At 40.4% G+C, this 19,334-nt stretch carries 12 protein-coding genes and 1 pseudogene; 10 read left to right on the top strand and 3 right to left on the bottom strand.

Going from position 1 to position 19,334, the window contains the following annotated elements:
- Window positions 1–336 precede the first annotated feature (336 nt).
- The 6 genes and pseudogenes from PL11201_RS12725 (at window position 337) to PL11201_RS12695 (ending at window position 11,932) form a co-directional block, all read left to right on the top strand.
- Window positions 337–1,848, top strand: coding sequence for a GGDEF domain-containing response regulator (locus tag PL11201_RS12725; protein ID WP_079679153.1), 1,512 nt, complete (start codon window positions 337–339; stop codon window positions 1,846–1,848).
- A 63-nt stretch (window positions 1,849–1,911) separates the two neighbouring features.
- A complete protein-coding gene (locus PL11201_RS12720; protein WP_159451538.1) occupies window positions 1,912–7,128 on the top strand; it encodes a PAS domain S-box protein in 5,217 nt (1,738 codons plus the stop codon).
- A 100-nt stretch (window positions 7,129–7,228) separates the two neighbouring features.
- On the top strand, window positions 7,229–7,978 hold the full coding sequence (locus PL11201_RS12715; RefSeq protein WP_079679149.1) for a DUF502 domain-containing protein: 750 nt from the start codon (window positions 7,229–7,231) through the stop codon (window positions 7,976–7,978).
- Window positions 7,979–8,011: 33 nt separating this feature from the next.
- A complete protein-coding gene (nusB, locus tag PL11201_RS12710) occupies window positions 8,012–8,671 on the top strand; it encodes a transcription antitermination factor NusB (RefSeq protein WP_079679147.1) in 660 nt (219 codons plus the stop codon).
- An 81-nt stretch (window positions 8,672–8,752) separates the two neighbouring features.
- Window positions 8,753–10,218 (top strand): annotated as a pseudogene (gene ftsY, locus PL11201_RS12705) (signal recognition particle-docking protein FtsY).
- A gap of 241 nt (window positions 10,219–10,459) precedes the next feature.
- On the top strand, window positions 10,460–11,932 hold the full coding sequence (locus tag PL11201_RS12695) for a GAF domain-containing SpoIIE family protein phosphatase (protein ID WP_079679145.1): 1,473 nt from the start codon (window positions 10,460–10,462) through the stop codon (window positions 11,930–11,932).
- Window positions 11,933–12,186: 254 nt separating this feature from the next.
- Here PL11201_RS12695 and PL11201_RS12685 read toward each other — a convergent pair whose 3' ends face one another.
- Window positions 12,187–13,170: a carbohydrate kinase family protein gene (locus PL11201_RS12685; protein WP_079679142.1), complete on the bottom strand. Its 984-nt coding sequence runs from the start codon at window positions 13,168–13,170 to the stop codon at window positions 12,187–12,189.
- A 188-nt stretch (window positions 13,171–13,358) separates the two neighbouring features.
- On the opposite strand from PL11201_RS12685, the gene PL11201_RS12680 reads away from it, so the two are divergent.
- The 4 genes from PL11201_RS12680 to PL11201_RS12665 are packed head-to-tail and all read left to right on the top strand — an operon-like array spanning window position 13,359 to window position 16,090.
- Window positions 13,359–13,625: a hypothetical protein gene (locus tag PL11201_RS12680; RefSeq protein WP_079679140.1), complete on the top strand. Its 267-nt coding sequence runs from the start codon at window positions 13,359–13,361 to the stop codon at window positions 13,623–13,625.
- A 4-nt stretch (window positions 13,626–13,629) separates the two neighbouring features.
- Complete coding sequence (locus PL11201_RS12675) at window positions 13,630–14,205, top strand: helix-turn-helix transcriptional regulator (RefSeq protein ID WP_079679139.1); 576 nt, start codon at window positions 13,630–13,632, stop codon at window positions 14,203–14,205.
- A gap of 42 nt (window positions 14,206–14,247) precedes the next feature.
- Complete coding sequence (locus PL11201_RS12670; RefSeq protein WP_079679137.1) at window positions 14,248–15,324, top strand: type IV toxin-antitoxin system AbiEi family antitoxin; 1,077 nt, start codon at window positions 14,248–14,250, stop codon at window positions 15,322–15,324.
- Window positions 15,311–16,090, top strand: coding sequence for a hypothetical protein (locus PL11201_RS12665; protein ID WP_079679135.1), 780 nt, complete (start codon window positions 15,311–15,313; stop codon window positions 16,088–16,090). Before PL11201_RS12670 ends, PL11201_RS12665 begins: the two co-directional genes overlap by 14 nt.
- 31 nt (window positions 16,091–16,121) lie before the next feature.
- Here the strand turns inward: PL11201_RS12665 and PL11201_RS12660 are convergent, their stop codons facing one another.
- Together PL11201_RS12660 and PL11201_RS12655 are read right to left on the bottom strand one after the other, a co-directional pair.
- Entirely contained in the window at window positions 16,122–16,697 is a 576-nt protein-coding gene (locus PL11201_RS12660; RefSeq protein WP_079679133.1) for a Uma2 family endonuclease, read from the bottom strand.
- Window positions 16,698–16,781: 84 nt separating this feature from the next.
- Entirely contained in the window at window positions 16,782–19,190 is a 2,409-nt protein-coding gene (locus PL11201_RS12655) for a DUF1565 domain-containing protein (RefSeq protein ID WP_079679131.1), read from the bottom strand.
- Window positions 19,191–19,334: the final 144 nt, after the last annotated feature.

The raw sequence follows: 19,334 nt of genomic DNA, 5'->3' as shown, positions 1-19,334 counted from the left end.
GATTGTAGATATTATTAATAATTTAAACCTGTATATCTGAATTATCTCCCCGGGAGCTATCATATTTTAGCTACATCTATTCCCGCCAAAATATAACAAATCATTAAGAAATTCAAACTTTTATTGGCTTCCCGAGTTTTTATTGACAATTTTTCGGTTTAAACTAAATAAATTTGCTTGAAAAATCTACTCCGGTTTAATCTTGGAGAATGATTAACTTTGCTTGTGTTCAGAACAGATTGAGATAGAATAAATAAAACCAGGGTCTCTAATCTGGGTATAATAGAGAGTAATCTCAGACCAGCGGATTAATGACAGTTTAATCTGAGGTTTATTATGTTAGCTGAACTAGCGCGAATGTATGTATCTTATAATTTTACACCTAGGGCAGATTTGCTAGTTATTGATGATACACTAGCGAATTTGAGGCTGTTAGTCAATCTCCTTCGAGAAAATGGCTATAAAGTTCGAGCTGTTAGTAATGGTTACGAGGCTCTGGAGACCATTCAAAAGAGTCCTCCCGACTTGATTTTACTAGATATTCTTATGCCCGATTTGTCGGGTTATCAAGTGTGTCAAATCTTAAAGGAGGATATTATAACTCGGGATATTCCGATTATCTTTCTCAGTGCTTTGAGTGATGGCTTAGATAAAGTCAAAGCATTTAGTGTAGGAGGTTCAGATTATATTACTAAACCTTTTCAGGTTGAAGAAGTGTTGGCTCGGGTAAAAAATCAACTCACCATTCAATGGCACAAAAAACAACTGGAGCTAGAAATTTTAGAACGGGAACAGGCTCAAGAGGCTTTAAGGTTACAATATCAACGGGAACAAGCCTTGAATCGAGTCATTCGGGCGATTCGTAATTCCCTCGAAATATCAACCGTATTTTCCACGGCGGTCACCGAAATTGGTCAACTGTTACAAGCCGACTGGGTGGCGATTGTTCAATATTTATCTCAATCCAATAGCTGGCAACCCGTTGTTGAATATTCCCCCAATTCTGATCTGGCTAAATTAATCAATAATAAATTATCTAATTCTAGTTGTTTATTAACAGAACGTCTACAATTATTACAAACCTTTTGTGTTAAAGATCCAGAAACAGTTATTGATCCCTTTAATCAGGATTTAATAGAACAATATTCCAGGATTTGGTTGCCAATTCCTGTCTATTCTGATGGAGATGCTTGGGGAAGTTTAAGTATTGTTCGACATTACTCTATTCCCTGGTCAGAAACCGATGTAGAATTAGCTGTAGTGGTCACGGATCAATTAGCGATCGCGATCGAACAATCCCAACTCTATCAACAACTACACCAAGTTAATCAAGAATTAGAAAATCTAGCTAATTTAGACGGTTTAACTCAAGTAGCAAATCGGCGAAGATTTGATCAAGTTTTAGAACAAGAATGGCTAAGACTTCGACGGGAAAAACTGCCCCTCTCTCTGATTTTAGCTGATATTGACTATTTCAAATTATATAACGATACCTATGGTCATTTAGCCGGGGATGATTGTTTAAAACAAGTTGCCCGTGCCCTTCATCAAACTCTCAAACGTCCTGCGGATTTAGTAGCCCGTTATGGGGGGGAAGAATTTGCCGTGATTCTTCCGAATACCTCCCTAACCGGGGCGATACAAGTGGCAGAAACCATTCGAGACTCCGTTTATAATTTGCAATTATGCCATGAAACATCCCCTGGACAGGGTGTAATTACCCTAAGTTTAGGGGTTAGTAGTTTAATTCCTCTGGAGGCTGAAGCGCCACAAATATTAATTAAAAAGGCAGATCAAGCCCTATATCAAGCCAAAAATAAAGGTAAAAATATTGTCTGTTATTTTTAATTTTAACGGATTTTTTCACTCAGATAATTCTAACCATAATCACCAAAAATGGCAGGTGTTCTGATGAGTAATAAACGATCATTTTCATCAAATCCTACTCAGTTTTTAGCAGATCTAAAAGTTTTTCATATCCCGATTAATGTATTAATTTTTTGTTTAGGATTTATGATCTTTGCCAGTGGTATTAGTCAATTTATTTTTACCGATTATATTCTAGTTTATCTGATTTATAACATTATTATTTTAATTTTGAGTGGCTTAATTTTATTCATCTATAAACGAGAAACCCATCTGCGCCAAAGTGAAGAACAATTTAGAAGTACCTTTGAAAGTGCCTCAATTGGTATGGCAATTTTGGGTCTAAATGGTCAGTGGTTACGGGTTAATCAAGCCCTATGTGAAATTGTCGGCTATACTCAATCAGAATTACTAAATTTAAGTTTTCAAACCGTTACCCATCCCGATGATTTAGTGACAAATACCCAGTATCTTCATAGCCTATTAAATAATCAAATCCAAACCTATCAGATTGAGAAACGATATATTCATAAACAAGGACAGATTATTTGGACTTTACTTAATGCCACTATTGTTCGAGATCATCAAGCAAATCCCTTATATTTTATTACCCAAGTTCAAGATATCACTCACCGTAAAAAACTGGAAGAAGAATTACTCCAAAAACAACAATTATTAGATGCTTTTATTACCAGCGCACCCGTAGGAATGACCATTCTGGATACGGAACTCAAGTTTACTTTTATTAATCAAGCCCTGGCAGATATTAACGGGGTTTGCGTGGCAGATCATATTGGTAAAACCCCCTTAGATATCATACCTCAAATCGCCATTCAACAAGAAAAGATATTCCAAGAAGTTTTGAATACCGGGAAAACAATTTTGTCCGTTGAAATCACCGGAGAAACCCCCAAACAACCCGGGATTAATCGCACCTGGTTAGTCTCCTATTTTCCGATCAATTCACACTCTCAAAAACCCATGGCTCTAGGAGTAGTGGTGGCTGAAATTACTGACCGCAAACAGGCAGAAGCAGCCCTCAGAGACAGTGAAACCCGTTTTCGAGGGATTTTTAATCAAACCTTCCAATTCATGGGACTATTAACCTGTGAAGGCGTGATTTTAGAACTTAATCAAACTGCTTTAGACTTTTCCGGTTTACAACTGCAAGAGGTCGTAAATCGACCCTTTTGGGAAGAACACTGGTGGACAATTTCCCCCGATGTTCAAACCCAACTCCAAGACACAATTGTTCGGGCTGCTAGGGGAGAATTTATTCGCTATGAAATTGATATTTTAGGTCAAGGAAATCAAATTACAACCATTGATTTTTCCCTCCGTCCCTTATTAGATGGAGCCGGAAATATTAAACTTTTAATTGCCGAAGCACGAGATATTACGGAACGCCAAATCCTAGAACAAGAATTAGCTCAACGAGAATCCTGGTTGGATGCTTTTTTTGCTTGCGCTCCCGCCGGATTATTAATTTTAGATGATCAAAAAAAGTTTATTAAAGTTAATGATTCAATCGCCAAAATGCACCGAATTCCGGCTCATACTCATATTGGTCAATCGATTCAAGATGTATTTTCTGAATATACCACAATTTTAGAATTTGTCTGTGATGAAGTATTAAGTAAAGGAGAGCCAATTTTAGATTTAGAAATTAGTGGTGAATATACTTATTCCGGGGTTCGTAGTTATTGGATGGCTTCATTTTTTCCCCTATCTACTAATATTAATAGTAGTGCTTCTGGTGTTGGTGGAGTGTTATTAGATATTACTGAACGGAAACGAGTGGAATTGGAATTACGGTCTGTAAGTGAGCGGTTACAATATTTACTTACCGTTAGTCCGGCTGTGATTTTTAGTTGTCAACAAGAGGGAGAGTATCAAATTACTTTTATCGGTGATAATGTCCATCGTTTATTGGGTTATTACGCCCATGAATTTATCAGAAATCCTGGTTTTTGGTTACACCATGTCCATCCTGATGATATCAAACTTTTACGTTCAGGATTAGAGCATATTTTAAAGCGGGATGTCTTTAATTATGAATATCGATTTCTACACGCAGATCATACCTATCATTGGTTAGATATGCAAATGCGATTAGTTAGAGATAAAAAAGGTCAACCCTTAGAAATTGTGGGATATTGGGTTGATATTAATGATCGCAAAAAAGCCCAATCTGAACTTCAAATTACCCAAAGACGCTTACAAACGGTGATTGAAACTATTGGCAACGGGATTACATTAAGTAATTCTAAAGGAGAATTTTTAATCTTTAATTCTCAAATGGAAATAATCACTGGATATGGTTTAGAAGACACGGAAAGTCATCCCGATTTTATGCGGTTACTTTATCCTAATAATCTAGCTTATCAACGGGCGGGGGAACGGTTACAACAGGTGATTCATCAAGGGAATTTACATAATATTGAAACCACGATTATTACTAAACTAGGAGAAACCAAAACCCTGTTGATTTCAACAGTATTATTAGAAGATGAATGGGGAGAACTATTTTTAACAGTTTATCAAGATATTACGGAACGTAAACAAACTGAAGCCACTTTACAAGCGATTAATGACTTATTACAAGCAACCATTCAAGCGGCTCCCGTTGCGATTGATGTCATTGATCATAATGGTAATATATTAGTCTGGAATCCGGCGGCGGAAAAGATTTTTGGTTGGAATTTTCAGGAAGTAATGGGCAAAAAATTACCGATGATTCCGATGGATTCTCAAGAAGAATTTCAACAAATAGTGGAAAATACTTTTTTAACTAATACTTTAAGCCAAGTGGAAACCAAACGTCTACGCAAAGATGGATCTTTAATTGATATTAGTTTATCGACCGCTTTAGTGAGGAATTCCCAAGGTCAAATTATTGCCGCTATGGGAATTTGTGAAGATATTAGTGAACGCAAACGGACGGAGGAAGCCTTACGCCGTTATGAGAGAATTGTGGCGGCAACAACGGATCAAATTTGTTTAATTGATCGGAATTATAGCTATCAGTTAGCAAACCCGGCTTATTTGAATCTTTATCATCAAGTTTTAGAAGCATTAATGGGTCGTCCAGTGATGGATTTTGTCGGTCAAGACCAATTTGAACAGATTATGAAACCCAACTTAGAAAAGTGTTTAGAAGGAGAAGTGATTCACTACCATTGTTGGTCAGATTTACCCTGTCTAAAACATCAATTTTTGAGTATTACTTACGCACCTTATTATGAATTAAATCAGAATATTTCTGGAGTTGTGATTAGTATTAGAAATTTAACAGAACTAAAAATTGCTGAAGAAAAATTGCGACAAAGTGAGGAAGCATTAGTGGAAGCTCAACGCATTGCTCATATTGGCAATTGGAAATTTGATGTCGCCACTCAGAAAATGAGTTGGTCAGAGGAAATGTTAAGGATTTTCGGATTGGAAAAATCCCAGACTGAATCGAGTTATGTGGAGTATTTACAGTATGTTCATCCTGAAGATCTTCGGAATATTGAACATCATGTTAAACAAGCCATTCAATCGGGAATTTCCTATGAACTCGATTATCGTATTATTCGCACCGATGGTTCAATTCGATATTTAGAAGTTCGGGGAGAAGGAGTCAGAGATGAGCAAGGAAATATTGTACAACTGTTTGGTACGGTTTTAGATATTAGCGATCGCAAACAAGTAGAATTAGAACTGCAAAAAGCCAAAGAATCCGCCGAAGTTGCGAATAAAACTAAAAGTATTTTTATTGCCAATATGAGTCATGAGTTAAGAACTCCTTTAAATGCAATTTTGGGATTTGCTCAACTAATGAGCCATGATTCCGCCCTTCCTACCTATCAACAAGAAAATTTAGAAATTATTCGTCGCAGTGGTGATTATCTGCTCCATTTAATCAATAATGTTTTAGATTTATCCAAAATAGAAGCTGGGCGGATGACCTTCGACGAAAGTACCTTTGATCTGAATTATTTAATTTTATCCATTTGGGAGATGTTCCGTTTACGAGTAGAAACCAAAGGATTAAAATTTTGTCTGAATATTCAACCGAATGTTCCTCAATATATCATCACAGATCCCAATAAACTTCGCCAAATTTTAATTAATATTTTAGGAAATGCGATTAAATTTACCCAGAAAGGTAGTGTGAATTTAACTGTATCTTGGGTTCAGGGGGGAGTAGGGGAGCAGGGGAGAAGGGGGGGCAGGGGAGCAGGGGGAGTAGGGAAGGCAGGGGGATATCAATCTTCAATCGCTAGAGTTCAAAGGTCAATAGTAAATAGCCAACCCTCACTCCTCAACGGTCAAGGTCAAAACCTAATTCTTAGATTTGAAATTGAGGATACGGGAGTGGGAATTGCTGAAGCGGAATTGAATCATATTTTTGATGCTTTTATTCAAAGTCAATCGGGTAAGAAAGCCCTAGAAGGGACAGGTTTAGGATTAACAATTACGCGGAAATTCGTTGAGTTAATCGGGGGAAATTTGGGGGTGAAAAGTACCCAGGGGGTCGGGAGTATATTTTGGTTTGAAATTCCCATCTTAGTGACCCAGAGAAGCCAAATTCAATCCCCAGAAATTAGTCGCCAGGTCTTAAGTTTAGCTCCAGGTCAACCAGAATATAAAATTTTAGTGGTGGATGATCAACCCGAAAATCGCCAACTGATGATCAAATTATTAACTCAAATCGGTCTACAGGTTAAAGAGGCTGAAAATGGACAAGAAGCTCTGCATTTATGGCAAGAATGGCAGCCCCATTTGATTTGGATGGATATTAGAATGCCGATTATGAATGGTTATGAGGCGACTCAACGAATTCGTGCCAGTGTAAAGGGTGAAAATACTGTGATTATTGCCTTAACCGCCTATGCTTCCAAAACTGATCGCAACTTAGCTTTATCGGCGGGATGTAATGACTACTTGAGTAAACCTTTCCAAGAAGATGAACTATTCAGTACAATGGCTGAATATTTGAAATTAAAATATGTCTATGCAGACTCCACCACTTCTGCTCCCGGTTCCTCTATTCTTTCATCTTCGGTTAACCAGCCCTTAACCCCTGAAAGTCTGTTAGTGATGTCGAAGGAATGGATTATCGCCCTACAGGAAGCCTGTCTCCTCTGTGATGAAGAAGAAGTTCTGCATTTAGTCCAACAAATTCCCTCCGAACATCAAGCCTTAGCCACCAGTCTGAGGACTTTAGCCCGGGATTTTCAATTTCAACAGATTCGACAGTTGACCTTTGGTCATTGATCTCCCCATCAAGATAGATCGCGGCAAAGACCCAAAAGACCGATAATCGTTAATAATAGGAAAAAGAAACACCCAAGAAAAAAAGGAGACTGGACGCTCTGTGTTCCAACGCTTGAAGCAGGACTTAAAAAATGACTTAATTGCAGGTCTGTTAGTCGTGATTCCCCTAGCAACCACGATTTGGTTAACCATCACCATCTCCAGTTCCGTAATTGAGTTTCTGACCCGTATTCCTAAGCAAATTAATCCCTTTGATGGTTTGCATCCGATTTTAGTTAACCTACTAAATGTTTTGGTCGGGTTAGCTGTACCCCTATCGGGGATTTTATTTATTGGTTTGATGGCCCGGAATATCGCGGGACAATGGCTTTTGGGCTTTGGTGAAAAAATCTTACAAGCCATTCCCCTAGCGGGTTCGGTTTACAAAACCCTGAAACAACTTTTAGAAACCCTTTTACGAGATTCTAATGATAAATTCAGTCGTGTTGTCTTAGTAGAATATCCCCGTCGAGGTCTTTGGTCACTGGCTTTTGTTACCGGGTCGGTGAGCGATGATATGCGGTCTAAATTGTCTGAGGAAGTGGTTAGTGTGTTTATTCCCACGACCCCGAACCCCACCAGTGGATGGTATGCTATTGTTCCACAGCGCGAGATCATCAACCTGACCCTCTCGGTAGAAGATGCGTTTAAAATTATCGTATCGGGTGGAATTGTCAATACAACGTCTTCAACGACGGTGAAAGCCCTTAGCCCTAAATCTGAACTCCCATTAGAATCGATGGTTAACGGCGAAAATAAAATTCCAGTTATTGTCCTGGAAGATGAGGGCATTGGGGTCAGCGAAAATTAAACGGACAATCTTTATTCTTAAATTCTTAAACTTATGCAAGCCCGTCGTACTGCTCGTGAACTCGCTTTACTTGGAATTAGCCAACTTCCTGCGACTTCAGAGCGCCTAGAAACTCAAGAATTACATGATGTTTTAATTGCCGCCGTCAGGACGTTAACGGCTGAAGGTCAGGAGTCTTTAGAAACGGCGGTTTCTGAACTACAACGGAGTAGCGATCGCCTTTTAAGTAGCCAAATTCGAGCCAATGATTTACAAAGTGCCAGAACAATGGTTTATGAAGCCATTGAATTAGTTCAAGGGGCAATTAATCGTTTAAGTACCGCCATTGAATTACCGGAATTGGTACAATTAGCCAATCAACAAGAAGTCTGTAATTATGCCCTTGATATTCTGATTCAAGTTAATACCCATAAAGCTGAAATTGATCAGTTATTAACCGATGTCTTGGTAGATTGGCAACTCAACCGACTCCCCCGCATAGATCGCGATATTCTCCGCATCGCCGTTGCCGAATTAATGTATTTAGATTTAAAAGAACAAGTGGCAATTAATGAAGCTATTGAACTGGCAAAACGCTACAGCGATGAAGAAAGTTATCGCTTTGTTAATGGCGTTCTCCGTCGATTTGTCGATAAATTAAAAGCTGAGGAACAGGGAACAGGGAACAGGGAACAGGTAATAGGTAATGGGTAATAAGTAATGGGTAATGGGTTTAGAAAGAGTTTACCTCCCCTGCCTCCCGGTGCTCCTTAATAACTAATATTTAAAAAAACTATGGTATTCAATTGGTTTCGTCGTCAATTTAATGAAAAAAACGATCAGAATCAAGAACCGGAAAAGGAGGTTCAATCTGAACCCGTCAAGGTAGATCAACCGGCGGAAATTGCTGATATTTCTGAAGAAAAACCTCAAATTTCTGAGGATTATTTACAGTGGGCAAAAGCAGCTTATAAAAATATTCAAAAACAACAACAACTGGAACCCGAAGTTGAACCCGAAGTTGAACAGACGGTTTTAACCGATGAAACTCCAGAGGTGGAAACGGCTGTAGAAACCCCTGTAGAAGCCANGCCTCCCCTGCCTCCCCTGCTCCCCCTGCCTCCCCTGCTCCCCCTGCTCCCTTCTGGGCTGCATCCACCACAGAACGTCAAACCCGCCTAGAACGACTGAAAGAAACCGCCATTGAACCGGAACCCGAAACCAGCGAAACAGCCTCTGGGGAAGCGGGAATGGTGTTTGATGAGATCTTTATGTGGTCGGCTCAGGTCTTAGCTGATCAAGGTCGGCGTCCCGATCAAGTGGCCCTAGAAGAAATTACCTGGTTACAAAAACTCTGGAAAGCCCTAGGACGGACACGGCGCAACTTACTCAACCAATTAAAAGCCATTGTCGGTCAGGGGCCATTAAATCAACAGGCCGTTGATGAAATTGAATCCATGCTCTTACAGGCCGATGTCGGGGTGGCAGCAACTGATCGCGTCATTGAAGCCCTACAAAATAAACTCCGTCAAGAAGCCCTGCCCCCAGAACAGGCGATCGCCTATCTGAAACAAATATTAAGAGGAATTTTAGAAGAACCCTTTTCCCAGGGCTATCCTATCAGCTTCGCACCGGAAAAAGATACCTTAAATATTTGGTTAATTACTGGAGTCAATGGGGCGGGTAAAACCACTACAATTGGCAAAATCGCACATTTAGCCCAAAAATCCGGTTATCGTTGTTTAATCGCCGCCGGGGATACTTTTCGGGCGGCGGCCGTTGATCAGGTGAAGGTCTGGGGAGAACGCACGGGTGTAGAAGTCGTGGCGAACCCGGGAAAAAATACCGACCCGGCGGCGGTGGTTTATGATGCGATCGAAGCGGCCCGCTCTCGCAATACGGAATTGTTAATTATTGATACAGCCGGGCGCTTGCAAAATAAAAAGAATTTAATGGAGGAACTCAATAAAATTCGTCGAGTCATTGATAAGCGCGCTCCATCCGCCAAAATCCAATCTTTGTTAGTATTGGATTCTACCCTGGGTCAAAATGGTTTACGCCAAGCCGAAGTTTTTTCAGAAGTGGCTCAATTAAGTGGGGTAGTCTTGACAAAACTCGATGGAACTGCTAAAGGTGGTGTTGCCCTAGCGATTGTCCAGCAACTCGGCTTACCGATTCGGTTTATCGGAGTTGGGGAAAGTATCGAAGATTTACGTCCCTTTTCCAGCTACGAGTTTATCGAAGCCCTCCTCAGTGGCTAAATCGCAAATACCCCCCGTCCTTTATTTATCCGAACACCGGAATAGGGAATAGGGAATCGGGAATCGGGAATCGGGAATCGGGAATCGGGAATCGGGAATCGGGAACAGGGAACAGGGAATCGGGAATCGGGAATCGGGAATCGGGAATCGGGAATCGGGAATCGGGAATCGTTTGCCTCCCCTGCCTCCCCTGCCTCCCCTGCCCCCCCTGCTCCCCTTCCTTTCCCCCGTGAGGTTTTAGATGACAGCCTTGCCCCTCCCTAGACGCTCTGATCAATTTGCTGACTCGATTACGGGTTCTGCAACACCAGAAACGACGCCAGTTTTTGCCCTCAAGGAAATGGTGGCGCGTTTGCATCGAGAACAGCAAAATGTGAACGAGTTGTTAAGTTCCTTGGGGTATGCCCTGCGTAGCTTCAACAACCTGAATCAATTTTTAGAGTTAACTCCCCTGGTCGCTAGTCGGGTGACGGATTCCGATGGGGGGGCTTTGGTATTATTTAAACCTAATGGACAAGTCCGGTTTCAACGGCTCCATTGTCAGGAAGGACGCCAATGTCAGGATATTCGGCAAGCGATCGAAGCCGTAACCCGACAAATTACCGCCTTCTCAACCACAGGAAGGTTAGAAGACCTCTCGGAATCTGCCTTACAAACCTATACAGCCAATTTAGATTATCAAGTTAGTCGCTATCTTGGCCCCGATGTACAGTTATTCGGGACACCGATTTTGGTGAATAATATCGAGCGGGGACGGTTATATGTTTTTAGTCATGATGTCAATTATGTTTGGACACCGACCCGACAAAAATTAATCCGGTTGGTGGCGGATCAAACGGCTGTTGCCATTGCCAATGATGAGTTAGCAACTTCCCTACGGGAAAAAGAACGGTTAGATCGGGAATTAGAAATTGGGGCGGAAATTCAGTTACAATTATTTCCTCGAAAATGCCCCACCATTCCAGGTTTAGATATTGCCGCCAAATGTCAAACCGCGAACCGAGTGGGCGGGGATTATTATGATTTTATTCCCTCTAATTTTGACAAACGTAGTGATCATCTTTCTGTCTATACCGATGAACGCTGGAGTATTGTGATTGGCGATGTCATGGGTAAAGGCGTTCCGGCGGGTTTGATTATGACCATGACCAGGGGAATGTTAAGGGCAGAGGTGTTAAACCGCCATTCTCCCTCCTTGATTTTGGGACATTTGAATCAGGTTATGTATGCGGATTTGGAAAATTCTAACCGCTTTGTGACGTTATTTTATTCGGAATATGATCCGGCAACTCGAATGTTGTCCTATAGCAACGCAGCCCACCATCCCCCGTTATTATGGCACAGGGCAACGAATACGATTAGAAGGTTGGATACATTGGGAATGTTGATTGGGTTAGATGCGGATAGTCGCTACTATGAAGATAAAATCCAACTTTATCCCGGGGATACAATTATTTATTATACCGATGGATTTACGGATGCGATGAATCAACGGGGCGATCGCTTCGATGAGGAAAATCTTAGTCAAGCATTTCATTGGGCGTGTCAGAATTGTAGAAATCCCCAGGCGATTTTGGATTATTTATTTGAACAAGTTCAACAATTTATTGGTGCAGAAAACCGAAATGGGGATGATATGACCCTCGTGGTATTGCAAGTAAAATCTAGCAAGGTCGGCGATAATGATGATTGTTCTAATACTGAATCCTCTTGACGGGTTTCATTTTCTTGATCACGGTTTAAATTTGTTCGCCCACGGAACAATTTTAGCTCAACAAGTGAATGTGGATATTATTGGCGATTTCGTCAGAACCTGGAACCATATCGTTAAAAGCGGGCAAATTTGGGCATTTTTTGCCGGTGTTTTTGCGGGATGGGGAATTAGAAGTTTGTTACCCTGAACTATCGGGTTAAGAAACCTAGCTAATAACCTTTGAATAATCTCAAAATCTCTATGTTTTAAGGGGATTAATTCAGATTATCCCAGAATCGATCTAAAAAAGTTTCAACTTCTGTTAAGTTGGGTTGGGCTGAAATAGCACCTGGTTTTGTTGTGGTTAATGCTCCTACGGCACTAGCAAACCTAACTATTTGTTCAGCTATTTTGGCATGATTAATTGATTCTATTCCTAATTTACAGAATTGATGAAGAATTCCGGCGGTAAAACCATCTCCGGCTCCGGTTGTATCGACCACATTAACAGAAAATGCGGGTATTTTCCCATAATTTCCCGCTAAATAATAGGTACAACCCCTTTCTCCGGCGGTGACAAATACTCCTTGAATTTGTAACTGTTTAGCGATCGCTACTGGATCTATGGTATTAAATAATAGTTCTGCTTCTTCGCCGGTTAATTTCAAAAAATCGGCATTTTGAACAAAGTTTAAAATGAGTTCTATTGCTTGATCGCAATCTTGCCAAAACATCGGTCGCCAGTTAATATCAATAAATAATTTAACGTTATAATTTTTAGCTAATTCAAGGGCTGTTAATATAGCCTCTTGACTGTGTTGATAGGCTAATTCTAATGTCCCTAAAACCAGAAATTGTGCAGTTTTAAATAAGTCTCTTGGAAGTTGTTCTAATTGTAAATAAGTATCAGCAAATTCTGTGGTTTTTCGCGCTCCAAATCCTGCAAAACTGCGATCGCCCTTTTCATCTCTAACCACATAAACAATCCGAGTCGGCGCGTTAGAATGACGTTGAACTCCGACAATATTAACCCCAGTTTGAGTTAATAATTCTACTAATTGACCTCCAGGTGCATCTTCCCCAATACAGCCTATAAAAGCCGTAGGAATCCCTAATTTCACTAATCCACAAGCCGTATTTGCCGGAGCACCGCCGGGGTAATCTGTCCAAAATTTAACGGTTTCTAAGGGTTTTCCTAATTCATTTGATAACCGATCAAACAATATTTCACCAATACAAATCACTTGAGGATGAGTCATAATTTTTCACAATAATAGACATTCTAAACTATTGTAGGGTGAGTCAGCAACGCGCACGAACTAGCATCCACACTTACATTTTCTTATAAAAATAACAGAGAGTTTGACTCATTCCATCCAGGTTATAATAAGTTGTCACTTGACAATTTTATCAGAATAAACTATAGTGAATACAAGCTCGGAATTTTATGTCTAGGAAAAAACATTCTAAGCCAGAAATTGAAGCAGCCTTGAAGTATGCTGAACAAAATGGATGGCGTATTGTAGAGGGTGGCTCTCATGCGTGGGGAAAGATTTACTGCCCTTATAATAACAATGATTGTCGCTGCGGAGAATTTTGTATTGCCAGTGTTTGGAGTACCCCTAAAAATCCAGGCAATCATGCTAAACTAATCCGTCGTGTTATCGATAACTGCACTATTCATAATCAAACAAAACAGAAAGAGGAGAAATAAAAAGATGTCAGAATATGATTTTATTTTAAACTTTAATCTCCCAGATACTCACGTCAATCTCGATAATTACCTAGAGAGTTTGGCAACAGAAGGCTGTGATGATGCCTTAATTGGAATTGGTAAAAAGGGGAAAATTGCCCTCAATTTTATCCGTGAATCTTCATCTGCTAGGAAAGCAGTTTATAGCGCAATTCAGGATGTTAAACGGGCTATTCCCCAGGCAGTTTTGACTGAAGTTAGCCCGGATTTTGTTAGTTTAACCGAGGTTGCTAAATTGCTCGGATGTACACGGCAAAATATTCGCAATTTGTTGGTCAAAAATGAACTAAAATCTCCAAAACCTATCTATAGTGGGACTCCTTCTATCTGGCACTTGTCGGATATATTGAACTGGTTATATGAGGAAAAAAAATATAGAAATAGAATTGATCCGACTTTATTAGAGTTATCTAAGGTTAGTAAGGATTTTAATATTGTTAGGGAGTTGGAAACAGTTGATTCTAAAGAGAAGGAAAAGATTCAATTATTATTAGAATTGGATACAGGCGGAAGACTGAAAACAACGAAAATACACATCTAAAGATATAATTAAACTTTGTCGCGTCATCTGGGGAATCGTTCAATGCCTCCCAAAAACCCACTATTCCAAAAGTGTCTTGCCTACCTTGAATCATTACCTAATATTAAGGCAACTCTAGGAGAATCTTATTTTTCTAGTGAGGTTTTGGCAGATGGAGAGCTAACAATTAGCAACTCTCATAATACTGTCAATTATGTCTGTGAAATTAAAACGGGTGTCACAAATGATGTCGTTGAACAAGTTGCAGATTATTTGACTCATTTAGGTGGCAGACTAAAGCCCGGTCAAAAACCTCTACTTGTGACACGCAGTTTGTCTAATCTAGTTGTGGATCAACTCTTAGAAAGAAATATTGAATTTATTGATGTTGATGGAAATATTTATCTTAATAGCCCAGGAATTTATGTAGTAGTTCGTAACCAGACTTCAAAAGATAGTAAAAATAAGTCTTTAGAAATTACTAGCACTGCTTTGCAAGTTATGTATGCCTTACTCAGCCAGCCCAATACTTTAAAGGGGGATGATATTGAACAAATTTCTTACATTTCTGGTGTTAGTACAAAAACGGTGAAAAGCACCCTAAAAAAACTTCACGAGTTAGATTACATAACTTACAAACACGGAAGATACGAAATCATTGATTATGTCAAACTTCTTGAAAGGTGGGAGTTAGGATACTCTGAAACATTACGTTCAAAATTACTAATCGGAACATTTAGTCCCATTGGAAAACGGAATTTTTCAGAAATCGAAGATGACCTTAAAAAATACGCAGATCAATATGGCTATCTAATCGGTGGTGAGCTTGCCGCCTCAATTCTAACTGAATATCTTCGTCCCATTAGTGCAATACTGCATCTTGGTGAAAATGTTGATTACCGCCAGATAGCAGTTAAATTAAAGCTAAAACCTGATCCTGAAGGAAGTATTGCGTTGCTTGAAAGTTTTGGACATGACAAGTATGATCAAAACGAATTTGGAGGATTGAAGAATATTGTTCATCCATTATTAATTCACGCCGAGTTAGTACGGACGGGTAATAGCCGATTAAAAGAAACTGCTCAACTGATTTATGATCGATATATTGACGAGATAGCGCAAAAGAATGATTGGTTCTAAAGAGAAGCAGGTTTTGGCTGATTTAGTAAATATAGTCAGTGCATTAGAGTTACCTATGATTCTGGTTGGCGCGGGAGCTAGGTTATTGATCTTTGACCAGAAATTCGGGGAAGGTAGGGGAACTAAGGATTGGGATGTGGCGATATCTATAGAGAGTTGGGAAGCCTATGAAAAACTTCAGAACAATCTAATCGGTGGTAATTCTCCTCGTTTTAAACCCACAAAAAATGCTCATAAATTTATTCATATAGAAACCAATATTGAGGTTGATATAGTCCCCTTTGGAGAAATTGGTGAGCCTAATCAAGAAATTGTTTGGCCTGATAGTCGTAACCCCATGAATGTTTTAGGTTTTTCTGAAGCTCTCTTATCTGCAACAACCGCTCGTATTGATGACTTAGAAATTCCAGTGATTGATACGCCAGCTTTTATCGTTCTCAAAGTTTTTGCTTGGGGAGATCGGGGAGAACGTACTAACAAAGATTTAGAAGACATTGAATTTATCTTATCAAGGTACGAAGATGAAGATCGTGTATATACAGAATTAGTGGATGAACTTGCAGGGGGAGTAATTGACTTTCTTGATGCCAACATCTACTTACTGGGGCAAGATATTAATAGAATACTTCAAGAAAAAACTAGAGTTGAGTTAAATTTATTGTTGGACAAACTGATTGAAAGTTTAGAGGTTGATCAACCAGGAACTTTGGGTTATAGGCTAAAGGTATTACAGCAAGGAATTAGGTCTTTATCCTCAGAAACGTAATCTAAGAATACGTTTCTGCGGGCAGTCTGAATTACCAAATTAATGAAAGATTTAAAACAAATCCAGGTAAAATATCTTCTCCTGATAATGTGGTTGGATTTTCTAAAATTTCTTTTTCTCTGCCTTGATGATAAATTTCGACTTGACGGTTTTGGCGGTTAATTAACCAACCTAAACGAGAACCATTATCAATATATTCCTGCATTTTATCTTGTAGGGGCTTTAAAGAATCACTAGGCGATCGCAATTCTATGACAAAATCGGGGCAAATGGGCAGAAATTTCTCTTGCTGTTCGGGGGTGAGAGATTCCCATTTTGCTAGAGGTATCCAAGCTGCATCTGGAGAACGATCTCCACCATGAGGAAGTTTAAAACAAGTAGAAGAATCAAAGACAATTCCTAATTGAGTTTGTCGATTCCACAAACCCAAATCTAGGTTAATATCTGAGTTTCGTTTTCCAGTTCCCCCTCCGGTGGGTGGCATAATAATTAAGTCTCCTTTGGCGGTTCGTTCTAATTTTAATTCGCGGTTGGCAACACAAATTTGATAAAATTGCTCATCGGTAATCGGGGCAGTTTCTGGATTATTTAAAATTAGTGCTGCCATATTTTTATCTCCTTGATTTAACCTTATTTATCTACACAGTTGTGTTAGAAACTGGGTTTCTGTTAGAAACCCAGTTTCTAGGAATTAAACAATATAAGGAGAATCCACAGCTTGCGCCCGATTAACGGCCACTAAAGTTTGATAGAAAATCGCCGCAATTTCCCCACGGGTGACATCTTTTAACGGGTTAAAAACCTCCTTTTTCGGGTAATTAACCACTATATTTAATTCCGTCGCCGTAATTACTGCATTAGTAGCAAAAGCCGGAATTTGAGCACGGTCAGTATAAACGCCCAAACTATTAGATGTTCCCCCGGTTAATTTCAACCCATTAATTAAGGAAACAACCGCTTGAGACCGAGTTAAATTTTGATTTGGTCGGAAAGTTTTATCGGGATAACCTGATAGGAAACCCGCCCGATTTGCTTTATCAATTGCCTCTTTTCCCCAAAAATCCGCCGCCACATCAGTAAACACAATTCCTTCCCGAATGGGTGTTAATTCAAACGCCGACTTTAACATCGCCGCGTGTTGGGCGCGGGTTAAGGTGGCATCGGGTTTAAACGAACCATCGGGGAAACCGCTAATAATCCCCATATCCGCTAACCTTTCTATAAAAGTTCTCGCCCAATGGGAGCCAATATCGGTGAATTTCGCCCCTCCGGGAACCGGAGTTGGTGTGGGGGTGGGAGTAGAGCCGCCGGGGGTTGGGGTTGGGCTGGGACTTGGGCCAGGAGTTGGGGTTTGATTGGCGGTAAACTCAATACTTCCCAAAGTTCGGGTCGGGTTAATTTGATTTCCCACGGAAACTAAGGTAAATTTACTGGCATTCTGCACATCATATTTGCCATTATCAACAAATATATTCCCCCCATTATCTTGAGGGCTACCCATATCGGGGGCAGAATCCGCAATTACCGTTAAACCATCTTGCAGGTTTTTCTTAATTTGATTTTTTCGTAATACCGGTTTAGACTGTCCTGATAACACAATCCCAGACCGATTTTCCAGAATTTCGTTTTCAATAATTAAGGGCGACGCTTGGGCTTGGACAGAAATTGCATATCCGGTATTTTGGAATTTATTTCCCCGAATTTCTCCCTTAGCATTCCCCCCTAAAGCAATTCCATTACCCACATTTTCGATAAAATCACTATTCGTCACCGCAGCAATGGCCGTTCCGGTGGCAAAAACCCCTTCCCGTTTGGATTTGGTCAGGGTACAACTACCGATATTACAGTAAACCGATTCCACCCAAATTCCCGTTCCTCGGGTTTGGTCATTGGTAACGCTTAACCCCTTCACCGTTGAGTTATTTTCCATCAAAATCGTCACATTCTGGGCCGCCGAACTGGGACTACTGAAGCGACCACTTCCCAGAATCACCACATCTTTGCCCTTGGTCGTCTCATTCCCAACAATGGTGACTCCTGAGCGCACAATCAGGGGAAATACTTCTCCCGTAGTGGCGTTATAGCTTCCGGGAGCGACTTGAATCAGGGTTCCCGACTGGGCTTGACTAATAGCTTTGGCAATGGTTTTTAGGGGGGTAGATTGCCCGCCAGAGGCTGAATCATTCCCTGTGGCCGAATTAACAAACAGAGTTGCAGAGGCGGCGGTTGGTACGCTTTGAGTCACGACTTGTATATTTCCTTTAACGCGAGTAGGACTAAGAAGATTTCCAAAGGAGGTTAAGCTGGCAGTTCCAGCATTCTGGACATCAAAACCGCCATTATTGCGAATCGTATTTCCCCCGGGGGTTTGGGCGGTTCCTAAATCCGGTGTGGCTTGATTCATAATTACCACCCCATCCCCGCTATTGCGTTCGATTAAGTTTTGACGCAGAATCGGTTGGGAGTCCCCGGCAATTAATATCCCGGAACGGTTTTCGACAATGGCATTATCCCGAATTAACGGAGCGGCCTGATTTTTCAGGGAAATCCCATATCCGGTATTTTCAAAGGTATTTCCTCCGATTTCTCCTTTGATATCCCCTTCAATGGAAACTCCATAGCCTTCATTTTGCACAAAAATACTATTGAGAATTTGAGGATTTCCCGAACCTACGGCATAAATCCCTTCTCGTTTGCATCGGGTAAAGGTAGAATTAGCAATGATTGGAGATTGGGATTCAATCCAAACTCCCGTCCCTCGGGTTTGGATATTGGTAACGGTGACGCCTCGCAATTGGGCGTTATCTTCCATCAAAATCGTAATGTTTTGACTCCCCGCACTACTACTGCTATGGAGTCCATTGCCTTCGATTAAAATGCCACTCCCTTTACCGGACTCATTGCCAATGACGATGACTCCAGAAGCGACAGTCAGGGGAAACACTTCACCACTTAAACTACTATAGGTTCCGGGTTCGAGATAAATTGTGGTTCCCGACTGAGCTTGGGAAAGGGCTTTTTTTAGGGTTTTAAAGGGTTTATTCGACTCCCCGGAACTAAAATCATTGCCAGTGGCGGGGTTGACGTAAAGAGCTACCATAATTTTGTTTGTGATGAAACCATCTGCGCTTTATTCTAAACTTTAGTTACACCTCCCGGGTTAGGGATTCGGTCGGAAAACCGGAAAATTTTAATTTATTTTAATAATAAGCACCCAAACATAATTATTTACATATTTCTAATT

Source organism: Planktothrix sp. PCC 11201 (genome assembly GCF_900009135.1).
Lineage (GTDB): Bacteria > Cyanobacteriota > Cyanobacteriia > Cyanobacteriales > Microcoleaceae > Planktothrix.
Note: the sequence above shows the minus strand (reverse complement) of the source record. Positions and strands in the feature narration are given on the sequence as shown.